Source organism: Serratia sp. 25CWL12 (assembly GCF_055790885.1).
Genome location: NZ_CM147698.1, coordinates 327,026 through 348,860, shown reverse-complemented (window position 1 = coordinate 348,860; position 21,835 = coordinate 327,026). Strand labels below are relative to the sequence as shown.

11 protein-coding genes and 1 pseudogene are annotated in these 21,835 nt (G+C 54.1%); all 12 read left to right on the top strand.

Features of this window, described 5'->3' with window-relative positions; genetic code table 11:
• Nucleotides 1-41: 41 nt before the first annotated feature.
• The 12 genes and pseudogenes from ACX9GV_RS01600 to ACX9GV_RS01545 all read left to right on the top strand — a co-directional run bounded on the left by ACX9GV_RS01600 (nt 42) and on the right by ACX9GV_RS01545 (nt 21,805).
• Nucleotides 42-644, top strand: a complete 603-nt coding sequence (locus ACX9GV_RS01600) for a cysteine hydrolase family protein (protein WP_023489262.1) — start codon at nt 42-44, stop codon at nt 642-644.
• The gene (trpD, locus tag ACX9GV_RS01595) at nt 641-1,732 is read left to right on the top strand and encodes an anthranilate phosphoribosyltransferase (RefSeq protein ID WP_473196810.1); all 1,092 of its coding nucleotides are present in this window, start codon (nt 641-643) and stop codon (nt 1,730-1,732) included. Before ACX9GV_RS01600 ends, trpD begins: the two co-directional genes overlap by 4 nt.
• On the top strand, nt 1,692-2,915 hold the full coding sequence (locus ACX9GV_RS01590) for a phosphoribosylanthranilate isomerase (protein ID WP_023489260.1): 1,224 nt from the start codon (nt 1,692-1,694) through the stop codon (nt 2,913-2,915). Before trpD ends, ACX9GV_RS01590 begins: the two co-directional genes overlap by 41 nt.
• Before the next feature lie 11 nt (nt 2,916-2,926).
• Nucleotides 2,927-4,189 (top strand): MFS transporter, encoded by a 1,263-nt coding sequence (locus tag ACX9GV_RS01585; protein ID WP_473196809.1) that lies wholly within the window; start codon nt 2,927-2,929, stop codon nt 4,187-4,189.
• A gap of 2 nt (nt 4,190-4,191) precedes the next feature.
• Nucleotides 4,192-5,640 (top strand): UbiD family decarboxylase, encoded by a 1,449-nt coding sequence (locus ACX9GV_RS01580; protein ID WP_023489258.1) that lies wholly within the window; start codon nt 4,192-4,194, stop codon nt 5,638-5,640.
• 15 nt (nt 5,641-5,655) lie between these two features.
• Nucleotides 5,656-5,742 (top strand): annotated as a pseudogene (locus ACX9GV_RS01575) (putative zinc ribbon protein); the annotation flags it as partial.
• Between the two features lie 26 nt (nt 5,743-5,768).
• A complete protein-coding gene (locus ACX9GV_RS01570) occupies nt 5,769-5,894 on the top strand; it encodes a putative zinc ribbon protein (protein WP_473197950.1) in 126 nt (41 codons plus the stop codon).
• Nucleotides 5,895-6,247: 353 nt separating this feature from the next.
• Nucleotides 6,248-6,874 carry an ECs1377 family protein gene (locus tag ACX9GV_RS01565; protein ID WP_023489257.1) on the top strand — a complete coding sequence of 209 codons (627 nt, stop codon included), beginning with the start codon at nt 6,248-6,250 and terminating at the stop codon, nt 6,872-6,874.
• Between the two features lie 356 nt (nt 6,875-7,230).
• Nucleotides 7,231-7,818 carry a DUF2913 family protein gene (locus ACX9GV_RS01560; protein WP_473196808.1) on the top strand — a complete coding sequence of 196 codons (588 nt, stop codon included), beginning with the start codon at nt 7,231-7,233 and terminating at the stop codon, nt 7,816-7,818.
• Nucleotides 7,819-8,133: 315 nt separating this feature from the next.
• Entirely contained in the window at nt 8,134-9,858 is a 1,725-nt protein-coding gene (locus tag ACX9GV_RS01555) for a ShlB/FhaC/HecB family hemolysin secretion/activation protein (protein ID WP_473196807.1), read from the top strand.
• Nucleotides 9,859-9,920: 62 nt separating this feature from the next.
• A complete protein-coding gene (locus tag ACX9GV_RS01550) occupies nt 9,921-21,470 on the top strand; it encodes a hemagglutinin repeat-containing protein (protein ID WP_473196806.1) in 11,550 nt (3,849 codons plus the stop codon).
• Complete coding sequence (locus ACX9GV_RS01545; protein WP_473196805.1) at nt 21,470-21,805, top strand: immunity protein YezG family protein; 336 nt, start codon at nt 21,470-21,472, stop codon at nt 21,803-21,805. The genes ACX9GV_RS01550 and ACX9GV_RS01545 overlap by 1 nt, the downstream gene beginning before the upstream one ends.
• Nucleotides 21,806-21,835 lie beyond the last annotated feature (30 nt).

Genomic DNA, 21,835 nt, shown 5'->3' with positions numbered 1-21,835 from the left:
GAGTGCCCCCTCATCAGTGAGGATATTAAGGAAGGAACAGCATGACAATGGAATACATCATCACACCGGTACGGGCCGCCATTCTCGTTATCGATATGCAACACGATTTCATTGATGAAGATGCCCCCATTCCCTGTAGTAAGGGGCGGGATATTGTCCCGCATGTGGCAACGCTCCTGAATTTCGCCCGGCAATCCCATATCCCCATTATCTACACCCAGGAAGCACATCGACGGCAACGTGTCGATTTTGGACGTGAACTCGACTATGGCGAGACATTGCACTGTCTGGAAGGCAGTTCAGGGGTTGAAATCATCCCCGAATTGCGGCCCCTGGAGGGTGACTACGTCATTGTCAAACGCCGCTACAGTGCCTTCTTCGCAACTGATCTGGAGTTGTTACTGCGGGGGCTGGGGGTCAATACGCTGATATTGACCGGGGTCGCGACAGATGTGTGTGTCAGGGCGACGGCACAAGATGCCATGCAGCTCGACTATCGGGTATGGGTACCCCAGGAATGTGTAGCAGGAACCAGCCAGACCCGCCACGAGGCCGCATTGGAAAATATCGCCTATGTCTTCGGCAACGTACAACCTTTGTCAGCCGTGATATCGATGCTGTACGGGAAGGCGGAGGGGAAATGAACACAATAGTCGACCCAAGACTACCCAGACAGATCACCTACCCACAACTGATCCGTACACTGGTGGAAGAAAAACAGGACTTGAGCAGAGAACAGGCTCGTGCCGTCATCAATGCCATCCTTGAACAGCGTTTTAATGCGTTGGAAACAGCCACGACGCTGGTCGCACTCGGCCAGAAAGGGGAGACTGCCGAGGAGATCATGGGGGCTGTCGAGGCCATCAGAATGCGCCATCCTCCCATCTCGCTCGGGGAGTTACCGGTGCTTAACCTCGGGGGAACCGGCGGTGATCGTGCCGGGACATTCAATATCTCCACGACAGCCGCCTTTGTCGTCGCGGCGGCTGGCATCCCTGTCGTGAAACACGGTAATAAAGGAAGTACCAGTGGCAGTGGCAGTAGCGATGTGATGACCGCTCTGGGGGTGGATATCACCCGTAGCAGCACGGCAGAACAGATCCGAGCGGATTTGCACGCCTGCAATTTCGCTTTTGTGGCTACTTCTGAGTACTACCGTTTCCCGGCAGGGTTGACGAATGTCCGCCGTAGCATCGGCGTTCCCACCCTCTTTAACCTGGCTGGTCCGCTGGTCCACCCAACCCGCGCACAACGGCAAATCATTGGCGTGGCCCGACCCACCCAGTTGGCCCCCATGGCAGAGGTGCTCTGCCGGTTGGGCGGTGTGGACGCTTTTGTCGTGCACGGCGTGGATGGGCTGGATGAAGTGAGTTGCGTTGGCGAAACGCTGATAAGCGAAGTACGTCAGGGTCAGGTGAGAACCTTCTCCCTCATGCCACAGGACTTTGATGTTCAACCGTGCCACCTGTCGGAACTTCAAGGCGGCACGCCTCAGCGTAATGCTGAAATTTGCACCCATGTCTTACGGGGACTGCCGGGGCCCCATCGCGAAGCCACCGTCGTTACAGCCAGTGTAGCCTTGGTCTTGGCGGGGCGAGCACCGTCGTTCAAGGAAGCCGCACGTATCACCAGGCACATGCTTGACAGTGGTCAGGCACAGAAAATACTAAAAATAATGAAGGAACATCACCATGAAAACACGTGTGAAGGTTTGTGGGATAACCAACCTTGATGATGCTCTGATAGCACTTCAAGCAGGAGCCGACGCCCTAGGGTTCGTTTTTTCTCCCGGCCCCAGACAGGTCGATGCATCAACGGTAAAAGCCATCATCGAACGCTTGCCTCCTTTTACCCAGACGGTGGGAGTCTTTGTGGATGAGCCGCTGGCAGTCGTACAGCGGATAGCACGGGAAACCGGCATTTCCGCCGTGCAGTTACAGGGAGAGGAATCCAATGAGTATTGTCGGCAGGTGGGTATCCCTGTCATTAAAGGATTTCATATCGGAGACGATCTGAATATCACGATGATCAACGCCTATGACGTCTCAGCTTATCTGCTGGACACGCACCTTCCTGGAGTGAAGGGGGGAACCGGAACCGCATTCGACTGGGATCTGCTGACAGGACAATCCTTTGCACGGCCAATTATCGTTGCGGGTGGGCTGCATGCTGAAAACGTTGGGCAACTCATTACTGCATTTTCACCACAGGGGGTGGACGTCAGTTCAGGCGTCGCGGCGTCGATTCGAACCAAAGATGCCGACAAGCTGCAACAGTTTATGCAGAGCGTAGTGAGTGCCAAGAGACTCAACAAGACGACCGCCATGTCAGACACCGATCTGCTTAAAGCGACGTTCGATGACCAACCTCTTGTGGAGATCAAAGGCAGCAAATTCTTGCTCAATGCCTTGACAGAGCAGGTACCGGCAACCTCCGCTGAGTTATTACACGAGGCTGCCCGACGGGTATGTGATGCCATGCCCTTTCTACCGGGCACGAAGTTGGTGGGTGAAGAGGATAAAGGGGGAGTGCTGTTGGCGGCAGTTTCCCTGTTATCTGGCCTGCCTTTTGGTATTGCCCGCTGGTACCCCTCCGGTCTGACGGGCCAGGTGCAGGTGGCCTTCGATTGCGAATATACCCATGGTTCGCTTTACCTCAACGGTGTGGAAAAAGGGGATCGCGTCTATATCGTCGATGACCTGATCAGTTCTGGAGGGACGCTGCTTGGGTTGATTGAAGCCATACACCGTGCAGGGGCAGAGGTGCTGGGGATTATCTGTGTTGCCGAAAAGGTGAACTATGGGGGTATCGCTCGCGTCCGCGAGGCCACGGGGCTTGATGTCATCTCGCTGGTCCGCATTGATATTTCCGGGAAAACCTCATCGGTGGTTTCGCTCAACTACGCACAACAATAAGGACTGTGAGAATGGGTGGCATATTTAGAGGATGGTACATCGTGGGCGCTGCCCATATTCTGTTGGCATTGATCTTTGGCGCAGCGTACTCCTTCGGTGCGTTATTCTCCAGCATTCAAACCTATTTCAATGCAGACCGGTTCTCCACCGCATCGATCTTTTCGTTTACGGCCCTGCTCTATTATGTGATAGGGGTATTTTCTGGCTCGCTAAGCGACAAGAGCTCTGTGCGTATCGTGGTGCTCTGCGGCATCATTTCGCTGGCGTTAGGGTTCGGGATCAGCAGCCTGCTTTCCTCTTCACTCACCCTCTTTCTCCTGTCGTTCTGTGTACTGGTCGGACTGGGTGTAGGATTGGTTTATGTCCCGACAGTGACCACTATTCAACGCTGGTTTGTGGTATACCGGGGGTCAGCGTCCGGTATTGCGCTGGCAGGCACAGGCCTGGGTACATTGATCGGGCCGATCGTGGCGGGAGAGCTGCTGAAATATCTGTCATGGCAAACGACCATGCAGGTGTTCGCTGTTGCTATCGCGGCGATCGGTTGTCTCTCTGCCTTGGTGCTGAAGGGGCGTCCCGAAGATGTCGGCCTGCATCCTGATGGCATGGAGCCAGAACAACTGGCTGCGGGAGCCATACCGCAAGCAGCACGAGGCATGACGTTGCGCGACTCGGTACGTTTGGGACGGTTCTGGTGGTATTTCGTGGCAATATTTCTGGGCTCGATCGGACTCTTTCTGGCACTGATCCATATCAATCCCTACGCGCAACAACAAGGACTCTCCGTCACCGAGGCGAACTTACTGATAGGCCTGATCGGCGTCGGCAATATTGGCGGACGTCTGGTACTTGGGCGTATTGGTGACAGGATGGGTCCATTGAAATTCCTCATCGTGCTGACGCTGACGCTGGCGGTGTTATGTGGCGCATGGATCGCTGCACAGGGTTTTGTTGCCCTGGCAACGTTCGCCGTCCTCTTCGGTGCAGCCAATGGCGGCTGTATCTCCCTGTACCCCGCCGTAGCCGCTTCCTGGTTTGGTACCAGGAATCTTGGAGCGATCCTGGGAGCACTCTACATTGCGGTCGGTATCGCGGCGGTGGCCGGGGGAAGCGTGGCGGGGTTTCTGTTCGATGTCTATCAAAACTATACCCTCTCCATTGTTCTGACGGGCGTGTGTGCCCTGCTTTCTGCACTGGCGGTGTTAATGGCACATCGTTCTCATGACGAGCGGACTGAAGCGTCAGTGTTTTCGCATCATATACCTAGAGGATGAGTATGTTTGAGATCAATGATCTTAGATCTGCAATGGAGTTACTCAGCCATACTGGCTTCCCACCTGAGCAGGTTCAATACCCTGTTAATCCGGCCATCGAGCTGATTGAAGACTACCTGAATGCCTATCGCAGGCCACAAGGGGCTTTTATCGCGGACGAGCAGCCCGTCCGCTGCTATGAAATGCCTACCGCAGGACAGTTTCCGGTATTGATGGGGGTGTTCGGCAGCCGTAAACGCTGTCGATTGTTTCTGGATCCCAGCCATCAACATCCAGCAACCGTGACTGATGCCGAGTTACTCTTCCGAGCCATAAATCATCCTATCCCGCCGCAAAAGCAGGTAGCCGCCTTGAGTGATCGGGTTATCGTTGAATCGCCGGACCTGCGGCGTATTCTGCCAACCTTGACCTATACGGCTGGCGACCCCGGCCCGACAATCACCTTGGGCATGGTGTATGCCCGTGACGACGCGCGCGGAATAGCCAATTGTTCGGTGCACCGCATGACACTGAAAGAAAATAGGGTCACGATCAGTATCTCCAGGAAAAGCCACCTCCAGCGTCTGCTCGACTTGCATGTCGCTGAGGGTAAACGTTTACCCGTTTCCATCAATATCGGTTTGGATCCGGCAATTTACATTGCCTCGGCGCTGGGTAAACCGAATGTGGACTTTGGCTTCGACGAATTGAGTGTGGTCGGCGCTCTGCGCAATCAGCCAGTGAATATTGCGCCCTGCTTCAGCCATCAGGGCTGGTTTGTTGATCATGCTGAGATCACCCTTGAGGGCTCGCTGGGTGCCGATAGGGAATTCGAGTCACCTGACAAGGAGCAGGGTTACTCAATGCCGGAATACCTAGGTTACTTCTCCTCCTGTGGCTTGGTATCTTCGTTGCAGATTAACCTCCTGACCTACCGACCCAACGCGGTGTATCAATCCGTGTCTGGCCCGGGATATGAACAGTCCGCTTTATTGGGAATGGCTCAGGAACAGGCCCTGTACAGCCTGTTGCACAGCCTGGACGTCAAGAGGTCAGTACGTGAGATCGTATCGCTGCCGTCGGGAGGTGGCCATCTCATGACGGTACTGCAGATACTTAAACGGGAACTGGCGGATGATCAAGGTATTTTGGCGTTGGGGATGGCATTGCTGCAACGCCTTTCATCATTAAAGAACATCATTCTGGTTGATGAAGACGTCAATCCTCATTCAGCAGACGATATTCTGTGGGCTATCGCGACGCGCTCTCGACTGGATAGCGATATTTACGCGACTGAATTGCTTTCAGGTACTGCACTTGATCCAACGCAATCTGCATTTTATGCCGGAGAGGGTGTGAATGGATGCACCAGAAAGTGTGTGATTGATTGTACTGCACCTTTTGAGCATCGGCAGCGCTTTAGACGTGCGTTCGCATGGGATGCAAAGGACGTGGGGGATAGGGATGGCTAAAAGTGTCAGCATGATCAGCACACCGTTTCAGTATCGGCATTGATGAACTGTGCGTATCTCGACCCACAGGTGAAGGCCGAGGCGAGGTACGCAGAGTTGCGCAAAACGGTGGGCCAGCTACGGCACCTATTGCGTTACGATCATGGTACTGCGTCTGGTGCCAGAACCATTATCAGGGTGAAAAATACTGCATCGCTTGTAACACCGGGATATACAGCATTGAAGAAGAAAGCTGGCGTGAGAATTACACTTGAACCCTCCGTTGAGATTCTGGCATTTCCCGGATTTATCGACCTGAAGCCAAAGATCACCACCACTACTCCCCTTCTAACTTTCCTCGAACATGATTATCACCACTGTCACTGTCTGACAGAAGTGGCTAGGTTCTTCAGAAACGGCAGAGATATTGAACTACCCTGGCTCAGAAGCGCTTGCGGCTGGGCTTGATACGGCTTCCAAATACGCCGATTTGGCTTCCTGTAACTTTCTACTGGAAACCAGAAATGTGTCAGGCGCTGTGCGCTACCTCAATACCCACTGCAAATTGACTTCCGCTTATCGTAAGCCGTTGATAAAGTAACCGATAGGTAGGTAGAGGGAAGGCTGCATGGTCGAACGTATTGATTACCAGATTGAAAAATACAGCTTTGCGGACGTTAATGAAACACCGCGAATTGCGCAGCAGTGGGCTGAGGTCAGCGAAGAATGCCGTCAGCTCCAGGCAGGAAGTGCCGAGCGTCTGCGTATCGCCTTGCTGAATGTGGATTACGTCACCAGCTTTGAGCTGCCCTTTCGTCTGCTGTTGGTGCGTGCCCCACAACTGATTGCCGATCTGCGTGATGAATTGCCACTCAGTCAGAAAAACGTTGTTTTTAACGGCAAACGTTTTGGCTGTGTCTACAGCGTGAAATCTGATGTAAATCAGGTGCCGGAGGAGTTTCACTACCGCTTGTCAACCCGCATTCGCCGGGAAGGATCGTCAGGCGAGACCGCTGCGCCTTACCGGGAGATTGCCAGGGAAATTAGAATGCCGCGTGAGCGGCTTAAGCGGGCGTTGGAGAGCGGACTGGCGGTGACGGCGCTGGATGGTCTGTTCTGGTTCGGTATGCAGCGGATCGCAGCCGACGTGGCGGTGCTCAGAAAAAAGGGGATGCGTATTGCAACCGCTGAGGTACCCATCTGGGACAGCCTCACCGCAACCCTCCGCCCTGTACCGGTCTACCGCTGCGGATGAAAACAGGTATTGATTGACCGTTGAACACGCTGTTGCCGATCCGCCGCAGGTTCTTGACAGTTTGGACGGTACAACAGGGCTGACAGAAGCTACCCCATCCCCGATGTTTAACCCTAAAAAACATCACGAAGCCGGTACGGGGTAGCCTGTATGATATCGTGGTGACGACCTGGATTTTCAACGGTCCCGTATTGTTACGCTGAATAAAACCGACGCGTGCTGACTCTCATCGTGTCGATAACGATGCCAGGAATAACGAAACCGTCTGGGTGACAAGATAAACACTTCCATGAGGTTGCTACGGGCTCACTGCTTCATTACCCTTGGCATCAATTTTACTTAACATTGATAACCCGATGACAATACCTCCCGAGCAAACCGTAAAAGACCTGGCCCACCTCGCGTTTTGCGCCCTGGTAGCCTTATATACTGCCGTTCAGCAAGGTACCGTCACGTCTCCGATGGCAGAACACCTGTTCCTGGTACGTTGGCTGGCCACAGCGCAAAAACAGAAACGGTTTCCCCGCAGTGTGGCGTTAGATATTCAGCAGTTGCTGGACAAGGGACGTAAACAGGGGATTGAGGCCAAACTCAAAACCCGATTCGACTATGTCTGGCGCACCTGCACCGGCGAGCTAAAGAACCAAAACGACCTGTTCAGGCTAACGTATGCTATCGAGAGCCTCAAAGCTCAAGGTTGGCGCAATGAGTTGGTGACCCAGGCCGAGTGGAATAGCGGTATCTTCGAGGGGGTAGAGCCCGCGCTGTATGCTGTCAAATCGGCGCTCAATGCGGCGTTTACAACAGAAGGTCGATTAATCACATCGCTGGCGTTCAGGGTGGTGGGGGAGGTTCAGCCTTTCGTTAAGACCTTGGCCGCTTGCCATATAACGGCCCGTTGTTCAGCGAGTGTGGTGACACTTACCCCTAGATCACATCACTAGGCATCCATTCTGGTGAGAAGGTAAAGAAAGGCTTCACGTTTACCCAAATTCGCAAATCAAATAAAGTGACGGGAATGGTATCTTTGAGTTCCGCTGAATAATATTTCTCGTAGGGAATTGTCAATATTCCTTCCTATCAGGTATTATCGCGCGCTTTTCATCCAAAAATCTGAATACCCCTTTTTCGTGCCCCCCAAGACAAGGGTGGTTTGATCATCGGTGCAGATTTTGTGATGCGATTATACCCCCCGATGTAGCTTACGAAGGGGAGAGCCATTGTTTTAGATTGACTTGAATTTGTTAAAGGTTACAGGGATGAACTGCAATGTTATTGCGCCTTTGGCGCGTCTGCTCAGTACCAGTCTGGCTTGTTTGGTATTACACCCCGTGGCGCTGGTGTCAGCCAGTACGCTCTCACCTGCCGTACCGCAAAATGCAGCAACTGTTGATGCTCAAGAGCAAAACCGGCAGCAGGAAAGGGAACGGGTTTTACAACAGCAAAATACCCCAGAAACCGATGTGCGGCTAACCCGGCCAACGACTTCATTGCCTGATTACCCGGCCAATGAGTCCCCGTGTTTTACGGTTAATACCTTTACGCTGGCCGGGGATGAAGCCAGCCGTTTTCAATGGGCGTTAGAGGCTGCTAATGGCGCGAAAGGCCGCTGTTTAGGATCGCAAGGGATCCTGCTGGTGATCAACAAAGTCCAGAATGCCATTTTGGAACAAGGGTATGTCACCACGCGCGTGATGGCGCAAGAGCAAGATCTCACCAAAGGCGTCTTTACGCTGATGCTTCAGCCCGGCCGTATTGCCAACATCCGCTTTGCTGAGCCGGTCTCTTACCGTGCTAGAGCGTGGAATGCGGTACCCACGCGCTCAGGGAATATCCTTAACCTGCGTGATATCGAACAGGCCCTGGAGAATTTCAAGCGCGTCCCGAATGTTGAGGCAGATATCAAGATTGTGCCAGGGGCGCAAGAAGCGACCAGCGATCTGGTGATTACCTGGAAAGAGAGCCGCCCGTTCCATCTTAGCCTGGGGCTGGATGACAGCGGCTCTGAAAGCACCGGTAAATACCAGGGTTCAACCACGCTGTCGATCGATGCGCCTTTTGCCCAGAACGATCTTTTCTATGTCAACCTCGGCAGAAGTCTGTTCCGCGATGGGCCTTATGATAGCCGATCCAATACGGTGAACTACACCCTTCCTGTCGGCTACTGGAGTTTCTCCGCTAACTACAACGACTACGACTATTACCAGAATATCGCCAATGCCAACGAAATCCTCACTTACAGCGGCAAAAGCGAAAACGCGCAATTCACGGTATCCCGTTTACTGTTCCGCGATCAGGTGCATAAAACCACGCTTAACCTGCGTGGCTACCGCCGTCACTCAACCAATGCCGTCGATGATATTGAGCTGACGCAACAGGAACGGCGTGCAACAGGCTGGGAACTGGGGCTCAACCAGCGCAGCTATCTCGGTGATGCCACTCTGGATGCCAACCTCAATTGGCGGCGCGGTATCGGTGCTTTTGGTGCCCTGCGTGTGCCGGAAGAAGATAATAACGCAGGCACATCGCGCCCGAGTCTGGTCACCGGGGATATCAGCCTGAACCAGCCTTTCCAATGGGCCAGTCAATCTTGGCGTTATAACACCAGCCTGCGTTGGCAATGGAGCAACCAACCGCTAATCCCACAGGACCGACTGTCGATTGGTGGGCGCTACACCGTGCGCGGGTTTGATGGCGAGCAGAACTTATCTGCTGAAAAAGGCCTGATCTGGCGTAACGAATTGGCCTGGAAGGTATTGGCGAGCAACCATGAGCTGTATTGGGGTGTGGACTATGGCCGGGTGGATGGCCCCGCGGCCCGCAATTTGGCTGGGCAACAGTTAGTTGGCAGCGCCATCGGCCTACGCGGCACATTGTGGCAACGCTTCAGCTATGACCTGTTTGCTGGCGTCCCGGTCAACAAGCCGGAAAGCTTCCACACCTCCGGTGTGACCACGGGTTTCAGCATCAACCTGCAACTCTAGCGACCGCGACGCAGAAATACTTGCAGATGCCTTGTTATTGATTTTATTAGAGAATTCGCTCCATGAACAAACATTGCTACCGTATCATTTTCAGCCGCACTCAAGGTGAGTTGAGAGTGGTATCAGAACTGGCCCGTAGTTGTAGCACCCAGCCTGGGCAAAGCCGCAGTACCGGGAGTGCCCGACTGTGGGTCACCGTGCGTCTTTCCTTATTCTTGATCGGGCTCGCCTTGTTTACCGAGCCGGTGCTGGCCAATGGCATTGTGGCCGATGGCCAACTGGCACCCGCGCAGCGCCCAGAAGTGATCAATACCCAAAACGGCGTGCCGCAAGTCAATATCAATGCACCGAATCAGGCCGGGATATCACACAACCAGTACCAGCAGTTTGATGTCGACAAGCAAGGGGCGATCCTCAATAACTCTGCTGTGATGACCTCCACCCAACTGGCCGGCTATATCCAGGGCAATGCTAAGCTTGACCCGAATGCGGCACCCGCCAAAGTCATCATCAATGAAGTCAACAGCAACAACCCTAGCCAGTTACGCGGTTTTCTTGAGGTCGCAGGCGGCAAGGCGCAAGTGGTGGTGGCCAACCCGTCAGGCATCATGTGTGACGGCTGCGGCACCATCAATGCGGGGCGCATGACCCTGACCACTGGCAAACCTCAGTTGAATGCGGATGGCAGTGTGGCTGGTTATCAGGTTGAACGTGGGGTGATCCAGGTTCAAGGCGGCGGCCTGAATGGCGATCCGCGCCACGATACCGAATATGTCGATATTCTGGCGCGTGCGGTGCAGGTGAACGCCGCCGTCTGGGCGAAAGAAGGCGTCTCAGTTGTCGCAGGGCGAAACCAGGTCGGTGCAGATGGCAAAACAGTCACTGCACTGGCAGGCAGTGACGGCAATGCCCCTGAACTGGCGATCGATATGGGCCAGATGGGCGGCATGTACAGCGGCCATATCCGCATGGTCGGCACAGAAGCCGGTGTAGGTGTGCGCAATCAAGGCGGGCATCTGCAGGCTGAAAAGACCCTGGTGGTAAGCAGCGAAGGCAAACTGACCTGGCAGGCTGGCACGGCAGAGCCTCACACGCAGGCCGGGGGCGATATCACCCTCACAGCCAGAGACAGTGTTGAGCATCATGGCAAACTGTACAGTGGTAGCCAACTTAGCGTGCAAAGCCGCCAGGGGGAGATCACGCAATCTGGCACCATGGCAGCAGCGGGCAATGTCACGTTGCAGGCCGCGCAGGCGATCCAGAGCAGTGGGCATCTGTTAGCGGGCAGTGATGCAAACAGCACTCTGATCCGCCCGGCTGATCTCACGCTCGAGAGTCAGTCAGATATTCGTGCCAGCGGCAGCCTGATGAGCCAGAAAAAGGTGAGCGTGACGGGTCGTAATGTGGATATCAGCCAGAGCCGTGTGGCGGCAGAGCAAGCCGTATTGACGGCGTTTGCCGGGGATGTTGCTCTACAGCAGACACAGGTTGATAGCCAGCAACTCACCGTAAACAGCCAGAGTAATGTTTACTCGCAGCAGGCGCAAATCCGCGCGGGTAGTTGGCAAATTACCGCCGATAACCTGTTTAACCAGGCGGGTATTTGGTCACAGGTGGGGGCCGGTGAAAGCCGCTTTGCCCTGCGCGGTGCGCTGGATAATACCGATGGCAGCATTGAAACCCAGCAACTCAGCCTAAATACCACCACCCTTAACAACCTACGTGGTCGGCTGGTGGCTTTGGATGGCACAGCGCAACACTGGCGCGTGAGTGGCCTGCTGTCCAACCAGGCCGGGGTATTAGGTACGAATAGTAGTTTGCAGTTGGATCTGGGCACGTTAGACAACCAACAGGGCACGCTGCAAAGCCAATCACATCTGACTGTCACCACAGAGCAAGGGGCGGATAACCGCCAGGGCAAGCTACTGTCAGGGGGTGATCTGATCCTGAACAGCCAGGGCGCGGTGAATAACAGTGCTGGTGAGATCCGTGGTCACCAACTGCAACTCGCTGCACAGGCGCTGAACAATGCACAGGGCCAAGTGATCAGCCTGGCGCGATTGCAGCTTGACACCCGACAGTCGCTCGATAATCAGCTAGGGCTAATAGAAGCGGGCGATACCCTGGATATCAGCACGACAGGGAACTGGGATAACAGCAACGGTACCGCACTGGGGGCAAAACAGGCCAAGGTGACGGCAGGTAGCCTGGATAACGCATCAGGCAAGCTGCAGTCGGGTGGTGAGTTAACACTCAACACTACCGGCAATGTCAACAACCAGGCGGGTATCCTGACGGCACAACAGAACCTCTATTGGCAAGGCAGCCCACTCAGCCTGTTTAACAATGACGGGGGCAAGCTGTTAAGCGGCGGCGCGCTGTCACTGAATGGCGGGCAACTGAATAACCGCCAGCAAGGGTTGATACAAAGCCAGCAGGCACTGACATTGAACCTTGGCGGGGCATGGAATAACCAAGGCGGGAAGGTAGCCAGCGGTGGCAGCAGCACGCTGCGTGCACTCAGCCTGATCAATGCACAGGGTGAAATCCAGGCCTTAGATAGCCTGGATATGCAGTTCACCCGCACGTTGGATAACCGCAGCGGTAACATCATCAGCCAAGGGTCACAGCACTTACAGGCCGAAAATATCGATAACACCGAAGGATGGATCGGCAGCCAGGGCACACTGACAACGATCAGCCAGGGTTTCGATAACCAACTGGGTGAAGTGGTCAGCCAGCAGGATGCCGAACTCACCGCGACCTACTGGAATAACCAATACGGTACGCTGCAATCTGCCGCTAATCTGGTACTGCGCACGGTGCAAGACATCACCAACCAGGGCGGAAAGATCAGTGCACAAAACCGTCTCTGGCTGCAAGGGCTCACTGACGCTACGCTTGCCGGAGTGCTATACAATGCGGGAGGGCAACTGCTGGCAGGTGAGCAACTCTGGATCCGTGCTCAAGGCATCGATAACCAGCAAAATGGCCTGCTCTATAGCCAGAAACAGCTGCAATTAACGCTCAACGACACGCTGGATAACCGCTTGGGCAAACTGCAAAGTGGCGAAAATATGCAGGTCAGTGCCCTACAGTTGTTGAATACGCAAGGGATTATTGACAGCCAGCAGCAACTCAATCTGCAGCTTTCTGGCATATTGGATAATACCCGTGGCACGCTGCGTGCCAATCAGGCCCAGCAAATTTCTGCTGACCGTGTACTGAACGCGCAAGGCGTGATCAGTAGCCTGGGGAGCCTGCAGCTGACGACCAGCCAGTTTGACAACACCGCAGGTACGGCGATCAGCCAAGGGGTGGGCGATTATCACTTCAGCACACTTGAAAACCGGCAGGGTAAAATCCACAGCGGTGGTGCACTCACACTGAGCGGCAGCAGCGTGGATAATCAGGGCGGTCAATTGGTCTCCAGCCAGGCGCTGACGCTCAATAGCGAGAACGTGGACAACCGCAACCAAGGGATCATCAGCAGCCAGGGAGCACTGACCGTGCACGCCCAGCAGGTTAACAACCGCGACGGTGGCCTGCTGATTGGCACCACACAGACCGAAGTGAACGCTCGCACGCTGGATAATACCTCTGGGCGTGTGCAGAGTGCAGGCACCCTGACGCTGTCGCAGTTGGATTCGCTGGATAACCGTCAAGGGTATTTGCTCGCCAATAACGCGCTGAGCATCAGTGGCGGGGCACTGTCGCTGTTTAACCAGGGCGGTAACATCCAAAGCGGCGGGACATTAACGGTTTCGACCCAATGGCTGGATAACCAATCGGGCACGCTGCTCAGCCAGCAGGCACTGCAACTCAGCGTACAACAGGATTACACACACCGCATCGGGGATACCATCAGCAGCAATAGTGCGGTGACCTTTAGTGTCGCAGGCGTGTTGACCAACCTGGCGGATTGGTTGCTGCCGGGAGATCTGACGCTGTACAGCGCGCATTTAAACAACCTTGCCAGCCTGGTGGGTAATCAACTGCATCTGACCACCGGGGCGTTGACCAACCAGGGGCGTATTGAAGCCGATACGCTAACCATTAACGCCGACAGCCTGGATAACCAGACCACGCTGATGGCGGATAATCTGGTGGTCAACAGCCGGATCCTTGACAACCATGGCCGTGCAGCGCTGATTGCTGCCACGGAAAACATCAGCCTGATAACCGGTGAGCGGTTAACCAACCGCGAGGGTGCGCTGATTTACAGTGCGGGCGGTTTGCAGCTTGCCAGCGATGATCTGATTGAAAACCGTGCTAGCAATATTGAAGCAGATGGTGACCTCACCCTTAGCGCCAAACGATTTGACAACCTCCGTGAAGGGCTGGAGATTGCGCGTGAGGCGGAGAGCAGTGAGTACAACTGGCACCGTTACAACTACTACTGGCGTTCATACGATTCTGGAGTGAATACCGACCCGGCCTCTATGGCACCAACCACTCAACAACTGACCTTCCGTGATGATGCGGCGGCCGCGAGCAACCCGTATGGCACACTGCTGAATATTGATGCTGCTGCTAAACGTGCTGAAGTGCAGGTGAAAGATAATCAAGGCCAACTGATCAGCCTGTGGGTAAACTATCTGGCCCTTGTCCCGAATGCTGACGGCAGTTATGCCATGACGTTCTATGAAACGCGCGGTTTCCGGCAGAATACGGTGCCGACTCCTTACCACAACACCGTATGGCGGGAGCATGACTGGGGATCACTGGAACAGTGGGATCCCCAGTTGCATATCGATATCGCCGCTGCGCCGTTTGTGACCGACTACAACAACTTCCGTGAGCGCACGGTCACTGGCACGCTGACCAGTGACAAGCTGATCTCCGCTGGCGTTGGGGCCTACCTGCTTGCAGGCGGCAACATGACCCTGCAGATTGGCGAGCAGTTGCTGAATGATGCCAGCACCATCAGTTCCAACGGAAATCTGACGATTGACGGCACCGCTAACATCATTAACCGGGGATACTCAGTGAATGAACGGCGCCAGGAGTTTATGGTCGATCACTACGACAGGGATACTAATCACTGGTACCCCACGTTCAATCGGGATGAAACCACCGCACTGATGACCATTGATGGGGTGATCAGCGGCTATGGTAATGTGACGATCGGCGGCGCGCATCTGGAAAACACCACGGTTAACCAGGCACAAATCAGCGCTGTGGAAGCCGCACTGAATGCCGCGGCGGCCGAGCGGGCCGAATGGGAGCGCAACCCGTTGGCGGTCAACGTCGACGGGAGTGACTGGCAGGCTGCGGATACCGGTCTGGCGGGAAGCAGCCAGCCGCTGACACCGAGTGAACTGGCGTTAACCGACAAACAACACCTGGCTAGTGTAGCAACCACTATTCCCAATAATGGCCTTTTCCGCCAGCAAACTGAAGCCAATAGCCCGTTCCTGGTGGTGACTGACTCACGCTTTACCAGCAAAAGCAATTTCCTGAGCAGTGACTATTTGCTGCAACGCGTAGGCTATGACCCTAGCCAGGTGCATAAACGCCTGGGGGACGGTTACTACGAGCAACGCGTAGTACGTGAACAGTTATTGATGCTGACCGGGCGACAATCGTTGAAAGGTGACGACGCGATGGCGCAATACCAGGCTTTGATGAATAACGGCATCAAAGTGGCGGAAGATTTCCACCTGGTACCCGGCGTAGCACTCACGCCGTCACAAATTGCCGCCTTGCAGCAGGATATCGTCTGGCTGGTGAGTGAAACGGTGGAGACGGCCGAGGGACCACAGACCGTGTGGGTACCGAAAGTCTATCTGGCCAACAGCACAATCCGCGTGACAGGTGATGGTGCAGTGATTGCCGGGGGTAACCTGCAATTGTCTACCGGTAGCCTCAGCAATGCGGGCAACCTGTTTGCCGACAAAGCGATGAGCATTGACACCAGCACATTCCTGCATCAGGGGGGCGATATTCGTGCAGACACGATCAACGTGCAGGCCGACAGCATCAGCCTAAGCACCAACCTGCAGAATGCATTGCGCCAAGCGAGCATGAGTGCGCGCGATCTCAGCCTGAGCGGCGGTGATATCAGCCTACAAGGCGCGAAGCTTAGCGCCACCGAAAACCTCAGCCTGAGTGCCAGCAACAGTATTAACATCACCACCGCACGGAGCACCACCACGGCAGACGTGAGCGTGATCTCCGGTGCAATGGGCAACCGTAAACGCGAAGGAATGGAAGAAGCTGGGAAGCGGATGGCCCAGGTCAGCGGCGAATGGCAGCAGGCGTTGGGCAGCAGCCTGACCGCCGGGGGCAACCTTAACCTGAAGGCGGGCCAGGACATCACTCTGCAAGGTAGCCAAGCCAGTGCCGGGGGCAAAACCCAGGTGCAGGCCGGGGGCAATGTCTCTTTGCTGGCGGATACCACCACCAACAGCACGCATCTGGAAGCCAACAGCCGTGCCTCGACGGTGAGCAACAGTCGTCAGGCGGACACCCTACACACCAGCGGGTTAAGCGGTGACAACGGCGTCACAATTCTGGCTGGCGGCAACTTTGTGGCTGAAGGGGCACAGGTGGAGAGTACGTCGGGCGGTATTGGGCTAAGTGCACAACAGGTGACGATTAAAGAAGCGCGCCAGCAGGTAAGCGATAGCGACAGCGAACAGAACAAGGTCCGTAAAGCGAAAAGTCAGCGCCAGAGCGAGATCACCAGTGACACGGGTCAGGGTAGCCTGTTCAGCGCCAAAACGGGTGTCACCGTCATCGCTGAACAAGGGGATATTCTGCTGCAAGGTAGCACGCTGCAAAGTGAGAAAGGGACGATAGGGCTGAAAGCCACCGGTGATATCTCGCTGAATGCCAGCCAGGATGAGCAGCATTTAGTGCAACATGGCAGCGGTGGTGATAACAAAGCCCTGAGTCTTACAGCAACAGGCAGCACGTTAGCCAGCGGCGGTGATCTGATTTTGGAAGCTGGACGCGATCTGAACTCACAGGCGGCGACGATGGTGGCAGATAACAACGTCATCCTGAGTGCCGGGCGCGATGTTAATCTCAATACCCAGCAAACCCGCGAGTACAGCGAGAGCAAAGGCGGCAACCAGCAGCAGGTGGATGACACTGTCCGCCAGCAGAGCACCGAAATCGCCAGCGGTGGCAATACAATCATTCACGCTGGCCGCGATACCACGCTGAAGGCAGCGCAAGTGCAAGCCAGTGGTGACGTGGCGGTGAGTGCCGGACGGGATCTCACGCTCACCAGTGCTACTGAAAGCGACTACCACTTCTTCGAAGAAAGCAAAACCAAGAAAAAGTTACTGTCCAAGAAAACGACTCACACGCTACAGGAAGATTACACCACGCACGAAAAAGGCACATTACTTAGCGGCAACAACGTGTCACTTTCTGCCGGTAACGACTTGACCGTAAAAGGCTCGGCGGTGGTGGGTGATGGCGATATTATTCTGACTGCCAAAAATGATGTCACGGTAGAGGCCGCGACCAATACCGACAGTTATTACAGCATGAGTAGCACCAAAAAGAGCGGTGTATTCGGTGGTGGCAGCCTGGGTATCACGATCGGTTCACAGTCCAGCAAGTCTGAGCGGCAAGGCACAGAAGTGACTGAAAGTGACTCCCGCAGTGTCATCGGTACGACGGGCGGTAACGTGATTATCAACGCCGGTAATCTGGTGACGCTCAGTGCCACAGATATGGTCGCAGCGCGCGCCGTCGGTGATACTGAGCGTAAAACCGGGCATATCGATATCACGGGCAATGACATCGCTATCCTGCCTGGCCGCGACCAGATTACACAGGATACGAAACAATCCAGCAAGAGCAGCGGCCTGACGATTTCCGTCGCGGATCCTATTATCAACGGTATCCGTAATCTCCGCGACATCGCCAACTCTGACACTGACACCCTCACCAAAGTGAAACAGTTGGGTAATGAAATCGGCGCCACCGGGGCCGACATGGGGATGGGGAGCTCACTCCCCATGACCTATGGCAAATCATCGTCCAACAGTGAGAGCCATTACGAAGGTACCTTCAATTCCGGGAGTACCTTGAACGCTCAAGGTAACGTTCAGTTAACCGCCACGGGCAAAAAGGGCCAAGGCGATATTTTGATTAGCGGTAGCCAGATTAGTGCTGGTGAAGCGGTCATTATGGATGCGAAGCGTAATGTGGTCATCGTGACCTCTACCGATTCGGAGTATCTGAGCAGCAGCGCGAGTAGCAAAGGCTGGAGTGTCACCGATGGTATGCCAGGTTTGGGGGCGGTATCTCGCGCCATCAATGGCGCACCGAACAACGGTAACGATGTCCTTCCATTCGCTCTCGATAAATCCAGTAGCAATACAGAGCGTACTAGCACGACGGAAAACGCCTCACTGATTAGCGGATCTGATGTTTATATCAACAGTCGTGAAGGAAGCGTGGCTATCGCAGGCAGTTCAATTTCTGCCGTTGACGATCTGTTGATCGCAGCGAGTAAAGGCAATATTACCGTCACTACAGGTAATAATGCGGTTCACCAGGAACAGTCGGGCAGCCATACAACCGTGGGTAACCTTGGTGGAGATGGTTACAGCGGTATGGTGGGTTGGCAAAAGGACAATTTCAGCTCGACGACAGACAGTAATCAGCAGAGTAACTTACGCAGCCAGCTTATGAGCCAGAATGGCAATGTTTCGCTCCAGGCTGGAGAGGATGTCGCCATCTATGGTGCCGATATTAGCGCAGGCAAATCCCTGGTCCTCAGCGGTAATAATGTCCTGTTTGATGTGAGTGAAGACAACCTGAAGAACCACAGCGAATCTTCATCAACTCAGTATGGTGTCAAAGGGCAGGTCTCCGGCTGGGTGGCGAGTGCCGCGCAGACAGCAGAAAAAGCCGCCCGTTCAGCCCAGGATGGCCGTGATCCCCGTCTGACCGGGATTTATGCAGCACAAGCTGGATTGACTGTCGCGACTCAGACCATACAGTCAAACATGAACCCCTCCGCTTTTAAGCTGAGCGTCAGCGCGACAGCGGGTAAATCTTCTCAGGAGCAGGACTACAGCAGCCAGCAGCGACAGGGGAGCACTTTACAAGCCGGCGATACAGTGGTGATTAAGGCCCGTAACGATATTGTCGGGCAAGGTGTGGATATCAGTGGCAAGAGTGTGGTGCTGAACGCCGGGCGGGATATTGCCCTGAGTGCATCGCAGAATAGCGAGTCCCAGACAAGCAGCGCCAGTGGCAACTCAATGAGTGCAGGTGTCGGTTTCTCAATGGGTGGCAGCCAAAATGGCTTTACTGGCGAGCTGGGTTATAGCCAGAACCAGAGCCGAGCCAATGGCAACAGCCAGAACAATAACAACAGCCATGTCCATGCTGATGATACGCTGACAGTCATCAGTGGGCGCGACACGACACTCACCGGTGCAACACTTGATGCTGACAAGGTGATTGCCGATGTCGGTCGTAACCTGAGTATCTCTAGCGTGCAAGACAGTGCCAAGTATGACAGCAGCTCCTCGTCATCGGGTATGAACCTGAGCATCTGCGTCCCGCCCTTTTGTTATGGCGCAATCGCCCAAGGTAGTGTGAGCGCCAATTCAGGGAAGTTGGAGAACAACTACAACTCGGTGATAGAGCAGAGCGGGATTTACGCTGGGAAAGGTGGTTTTGATATTAGCGTGGGTAATCATACCCAACTGGATGGCGCGGTACTGGCCTCTGAGGCGACGGCGGATAAGAATCGTCTTGATACCAATACGCTTGGCTGGAGCGACCTGGAAAATCAATCGAAGTGGGGTGGTAAACAGAGTGGATTTACGGTGTCAGGGGGCTTGGACTATAATGGAGGCACCCAGCAGTATGTACCGATTGCACAAGGTTTACCTTCTACAGGTATCAATCAGGTTACTGGCAAAGAGAGTGGCACCACGAAGAGTGCCATCTCCAACGGCACCATCGTCATCCGCGATGAACAGGCTCAGCAACAGGATATCGCGGATCTGAGCCGTGATACCGCGAATGCAAACCACAGCGTGAAGGATGGCTTCGACAAGGATAAGGTACAAGATAAGCTGGATATCCAGAAGGAAGCGATCGCACTGGGTATTCAGGCGGCAGATGCCTATAAGACATCGATGGAACAGCAAGCCGCAGAGAAAAACGCCCAGTTGAGAGAGGAGTTGGCCAAGGCATACCCAGAGAAAACCCAGGAGCAACTGGATGCGGCAGTGAAGAGTGACAGCCGCTACATTGATGCTGAGAAAGAATACGGTCCGGGAAGTGACTTCTGGCGTGAAACCTCAGCAGCCACGGGGCTTATTGCCGGCATTCTGGGGGGTAACATTCAGGGCGGCTTGGCAGCAGGTGCTGCACCTTATATGGCGAAGTTGGTGAAAGATGTTACAGAAGGTAGCGACGCAGCACGTATTGCACTGCACGGGATTATCTCGGCTGCCCTAACGCAGGCGCAAGGCGGCGATGCTCTGGCGGGTGCTGCAGGCGGTATGGCTTCTGCCGCGTTGATGAGTGATAGGCTTTCGCAAGCGTTCTACGGCAAGAACCCTGACGACCTGGATGCAGAGCAGCGGACCTTTATCAGTAACCTTGCCACCGCCGTGGGCGCGGTGGCAGGCGGTACCGTAGGAGGCGATACATTCTCGGCGTCCAGTGGCGCAAATGCGGCACGGGTGGAAGTGGAGAATAACTTCCTGAGTGCTGAGCAGATAGATGATTTTGCGGCAAGAGCGAAAGGTTGTGATACGCGAGGTGACTGCGACCAGATCGTGAAGGAAATGGAAGATCTGAGCTTGAAGCAACAGCAAGAAATGATTGCGCTATGTTCAACCAATCCAGCAGCCTGTAAAGAGAAGTACGGTGATATTCCAGCAAATGGTATGCTGGTACGCGAAGCGATAGACCGTGTGTTGGGTGATGATGTGCCGTCGAAAATGAAGAATGATATGTCTTCATTGCTGGCGCAACAGATGGAAGCTGAAGGTGTAGTATCGAGCACCGAGTTTGCCCAACGACTCCAGAGTATTTACGGTATTGATAAGCAGCAGGCAGAAATACTGGCAGGTGCGGCGCTTGGTGCAATTACGGGAGGTATGGGCAAAGGCGGTTCTGCAACAGCAGGTAAGAACGTTGTTGTTGTAGACTCGGGTAAGAAAGGTGCCTGGAACAAAGCGATGAACAAGCCGGAACCGAATACGGTTTATAAGGTCGATGGTGATAAGACTTATCATACTGACAACCTGGCCAGACCAACTCAGGTTGAAGCAACCCTTAGCGCTAGTGCGAAAGACCGGAATGGTTATCAGCAATGTAAGGCGGGTAAGTGTGGCAATCCAGGTGATGAGGGGGGACATTTAATCGCCAGTATCTTTAATGGTCCTGGTGAAAAATTGAACCTGTTACCGATGGATGGAAACCTGAACAAAGGTGCTTGGAAACAGATGGAAAACACTTGGGCGAAGGCATTAAGCGAAGGTCAAGATGTTAAGGTTAATATTCAACCATCTTATACAGGTAACAACGTCAGGCCGGATAAATTTAAGGTTGTATATTCAGTGGATGGTGGTCGCCCAATTGAAAAAGTATTCAATAATTCTCCAGGGGGGAAATAATGAGAACTGATCAAGAAATCTATAATGATATTGGTTCAATATTGCTATCAATAGCCCCTGATAATGCGGCAAAAGTTATTCTGTGTGCAACGTTGGAGCCAGAGAGTGATTGCGGTGAATTTACTTATGACTATATAGATAACAATGGTGAGCAGCGTTGGATAACTGAAACCGCTGATGCAAGTGAAAGACTACTGGATCTACTTGTAGAGTTAAGAAATTACTTTGTAGATAATTTTAAGTCTCAAGAGAAGCCGTTCTGGCATGGTTGCGAAGTAACGGTAAATGTAGAGACCTTAAAGATTAATATTGATTTTAAATACGACGACCAATAAAAAATCCCGGCCTTGGTGCCGGGATTTTAC

Bases quoted from the DNA above. Each gene is read 5' to 3' on its own strand.
- ACX9GV_RS01590 (WP_023489260.1), top strand. From the start codon at position 1,692: ATGAAAACACGTGTGAAGGTTTGTGGGATAACCAACCTTGATGATGCT.
- ACX9GV_RS01600 (WP_023489262.1), top strand. From the start codon at position 42: ATGACAATGGAATACATCATCACACCGGTACGGGCCGCCATTCTCGTT.
- ACX9GV_RS01565 (WP_023489257.1), top strand. From the start codon at position 6,248: ATGGTCGAACGTATTGATTACCAGATTGAAAAATACAGCTTTGCGGAC.
- ACX9GV_RS01560 (WP_473196808.1), top strand. From the start codon at position 7,231: ATGACAATACCTCCCGAGCAAACCGTAAAAGACCTGGCCCACCTCGCG.
- trpD (WP_473196810.1), top strand. From the start codon at position 641: ATGAACACAATAGTCGACCCAAGACTACCCAGACAGATCACCTACCCA.
- ACX9GV_RS01555 (WP_473196807.1), top strand. From the start codon at position 8,134: ATGAACTGCAATGTTATTGCGCCTTTGGCGCGTCTGCTCAGTACCAGT.
- ACX9GV_RS01580 (WP_023489258.1), top strand. From the start codon at position 4,192: ATGTTTGAGATCAATGATCTTAGATCTGCAATGGAGTTACTCAGCCAT.
- ACX9GV_RS01550 (WP_473196806.1), top strand. From the start codon at position 9,921: ATGAACAAACATTGCTACCGTATCATTTTCAGCCGCACTCAAGGTGAG.
- ACX9GV_RS01585 (WP_473196809.1), top strand. From the start codon at position 2,927: ATGGGTGGCATATTTAGAGGATGGTACATCGTGGGCGCTGCCCATATT.
- ACX9GV_RS01545 (WP_473196805.1), top strand. From the start codon at position 21,470: ATGAGAACTGATCAAGAAATCTATAATGATATTGGTTCAATATTGCTA.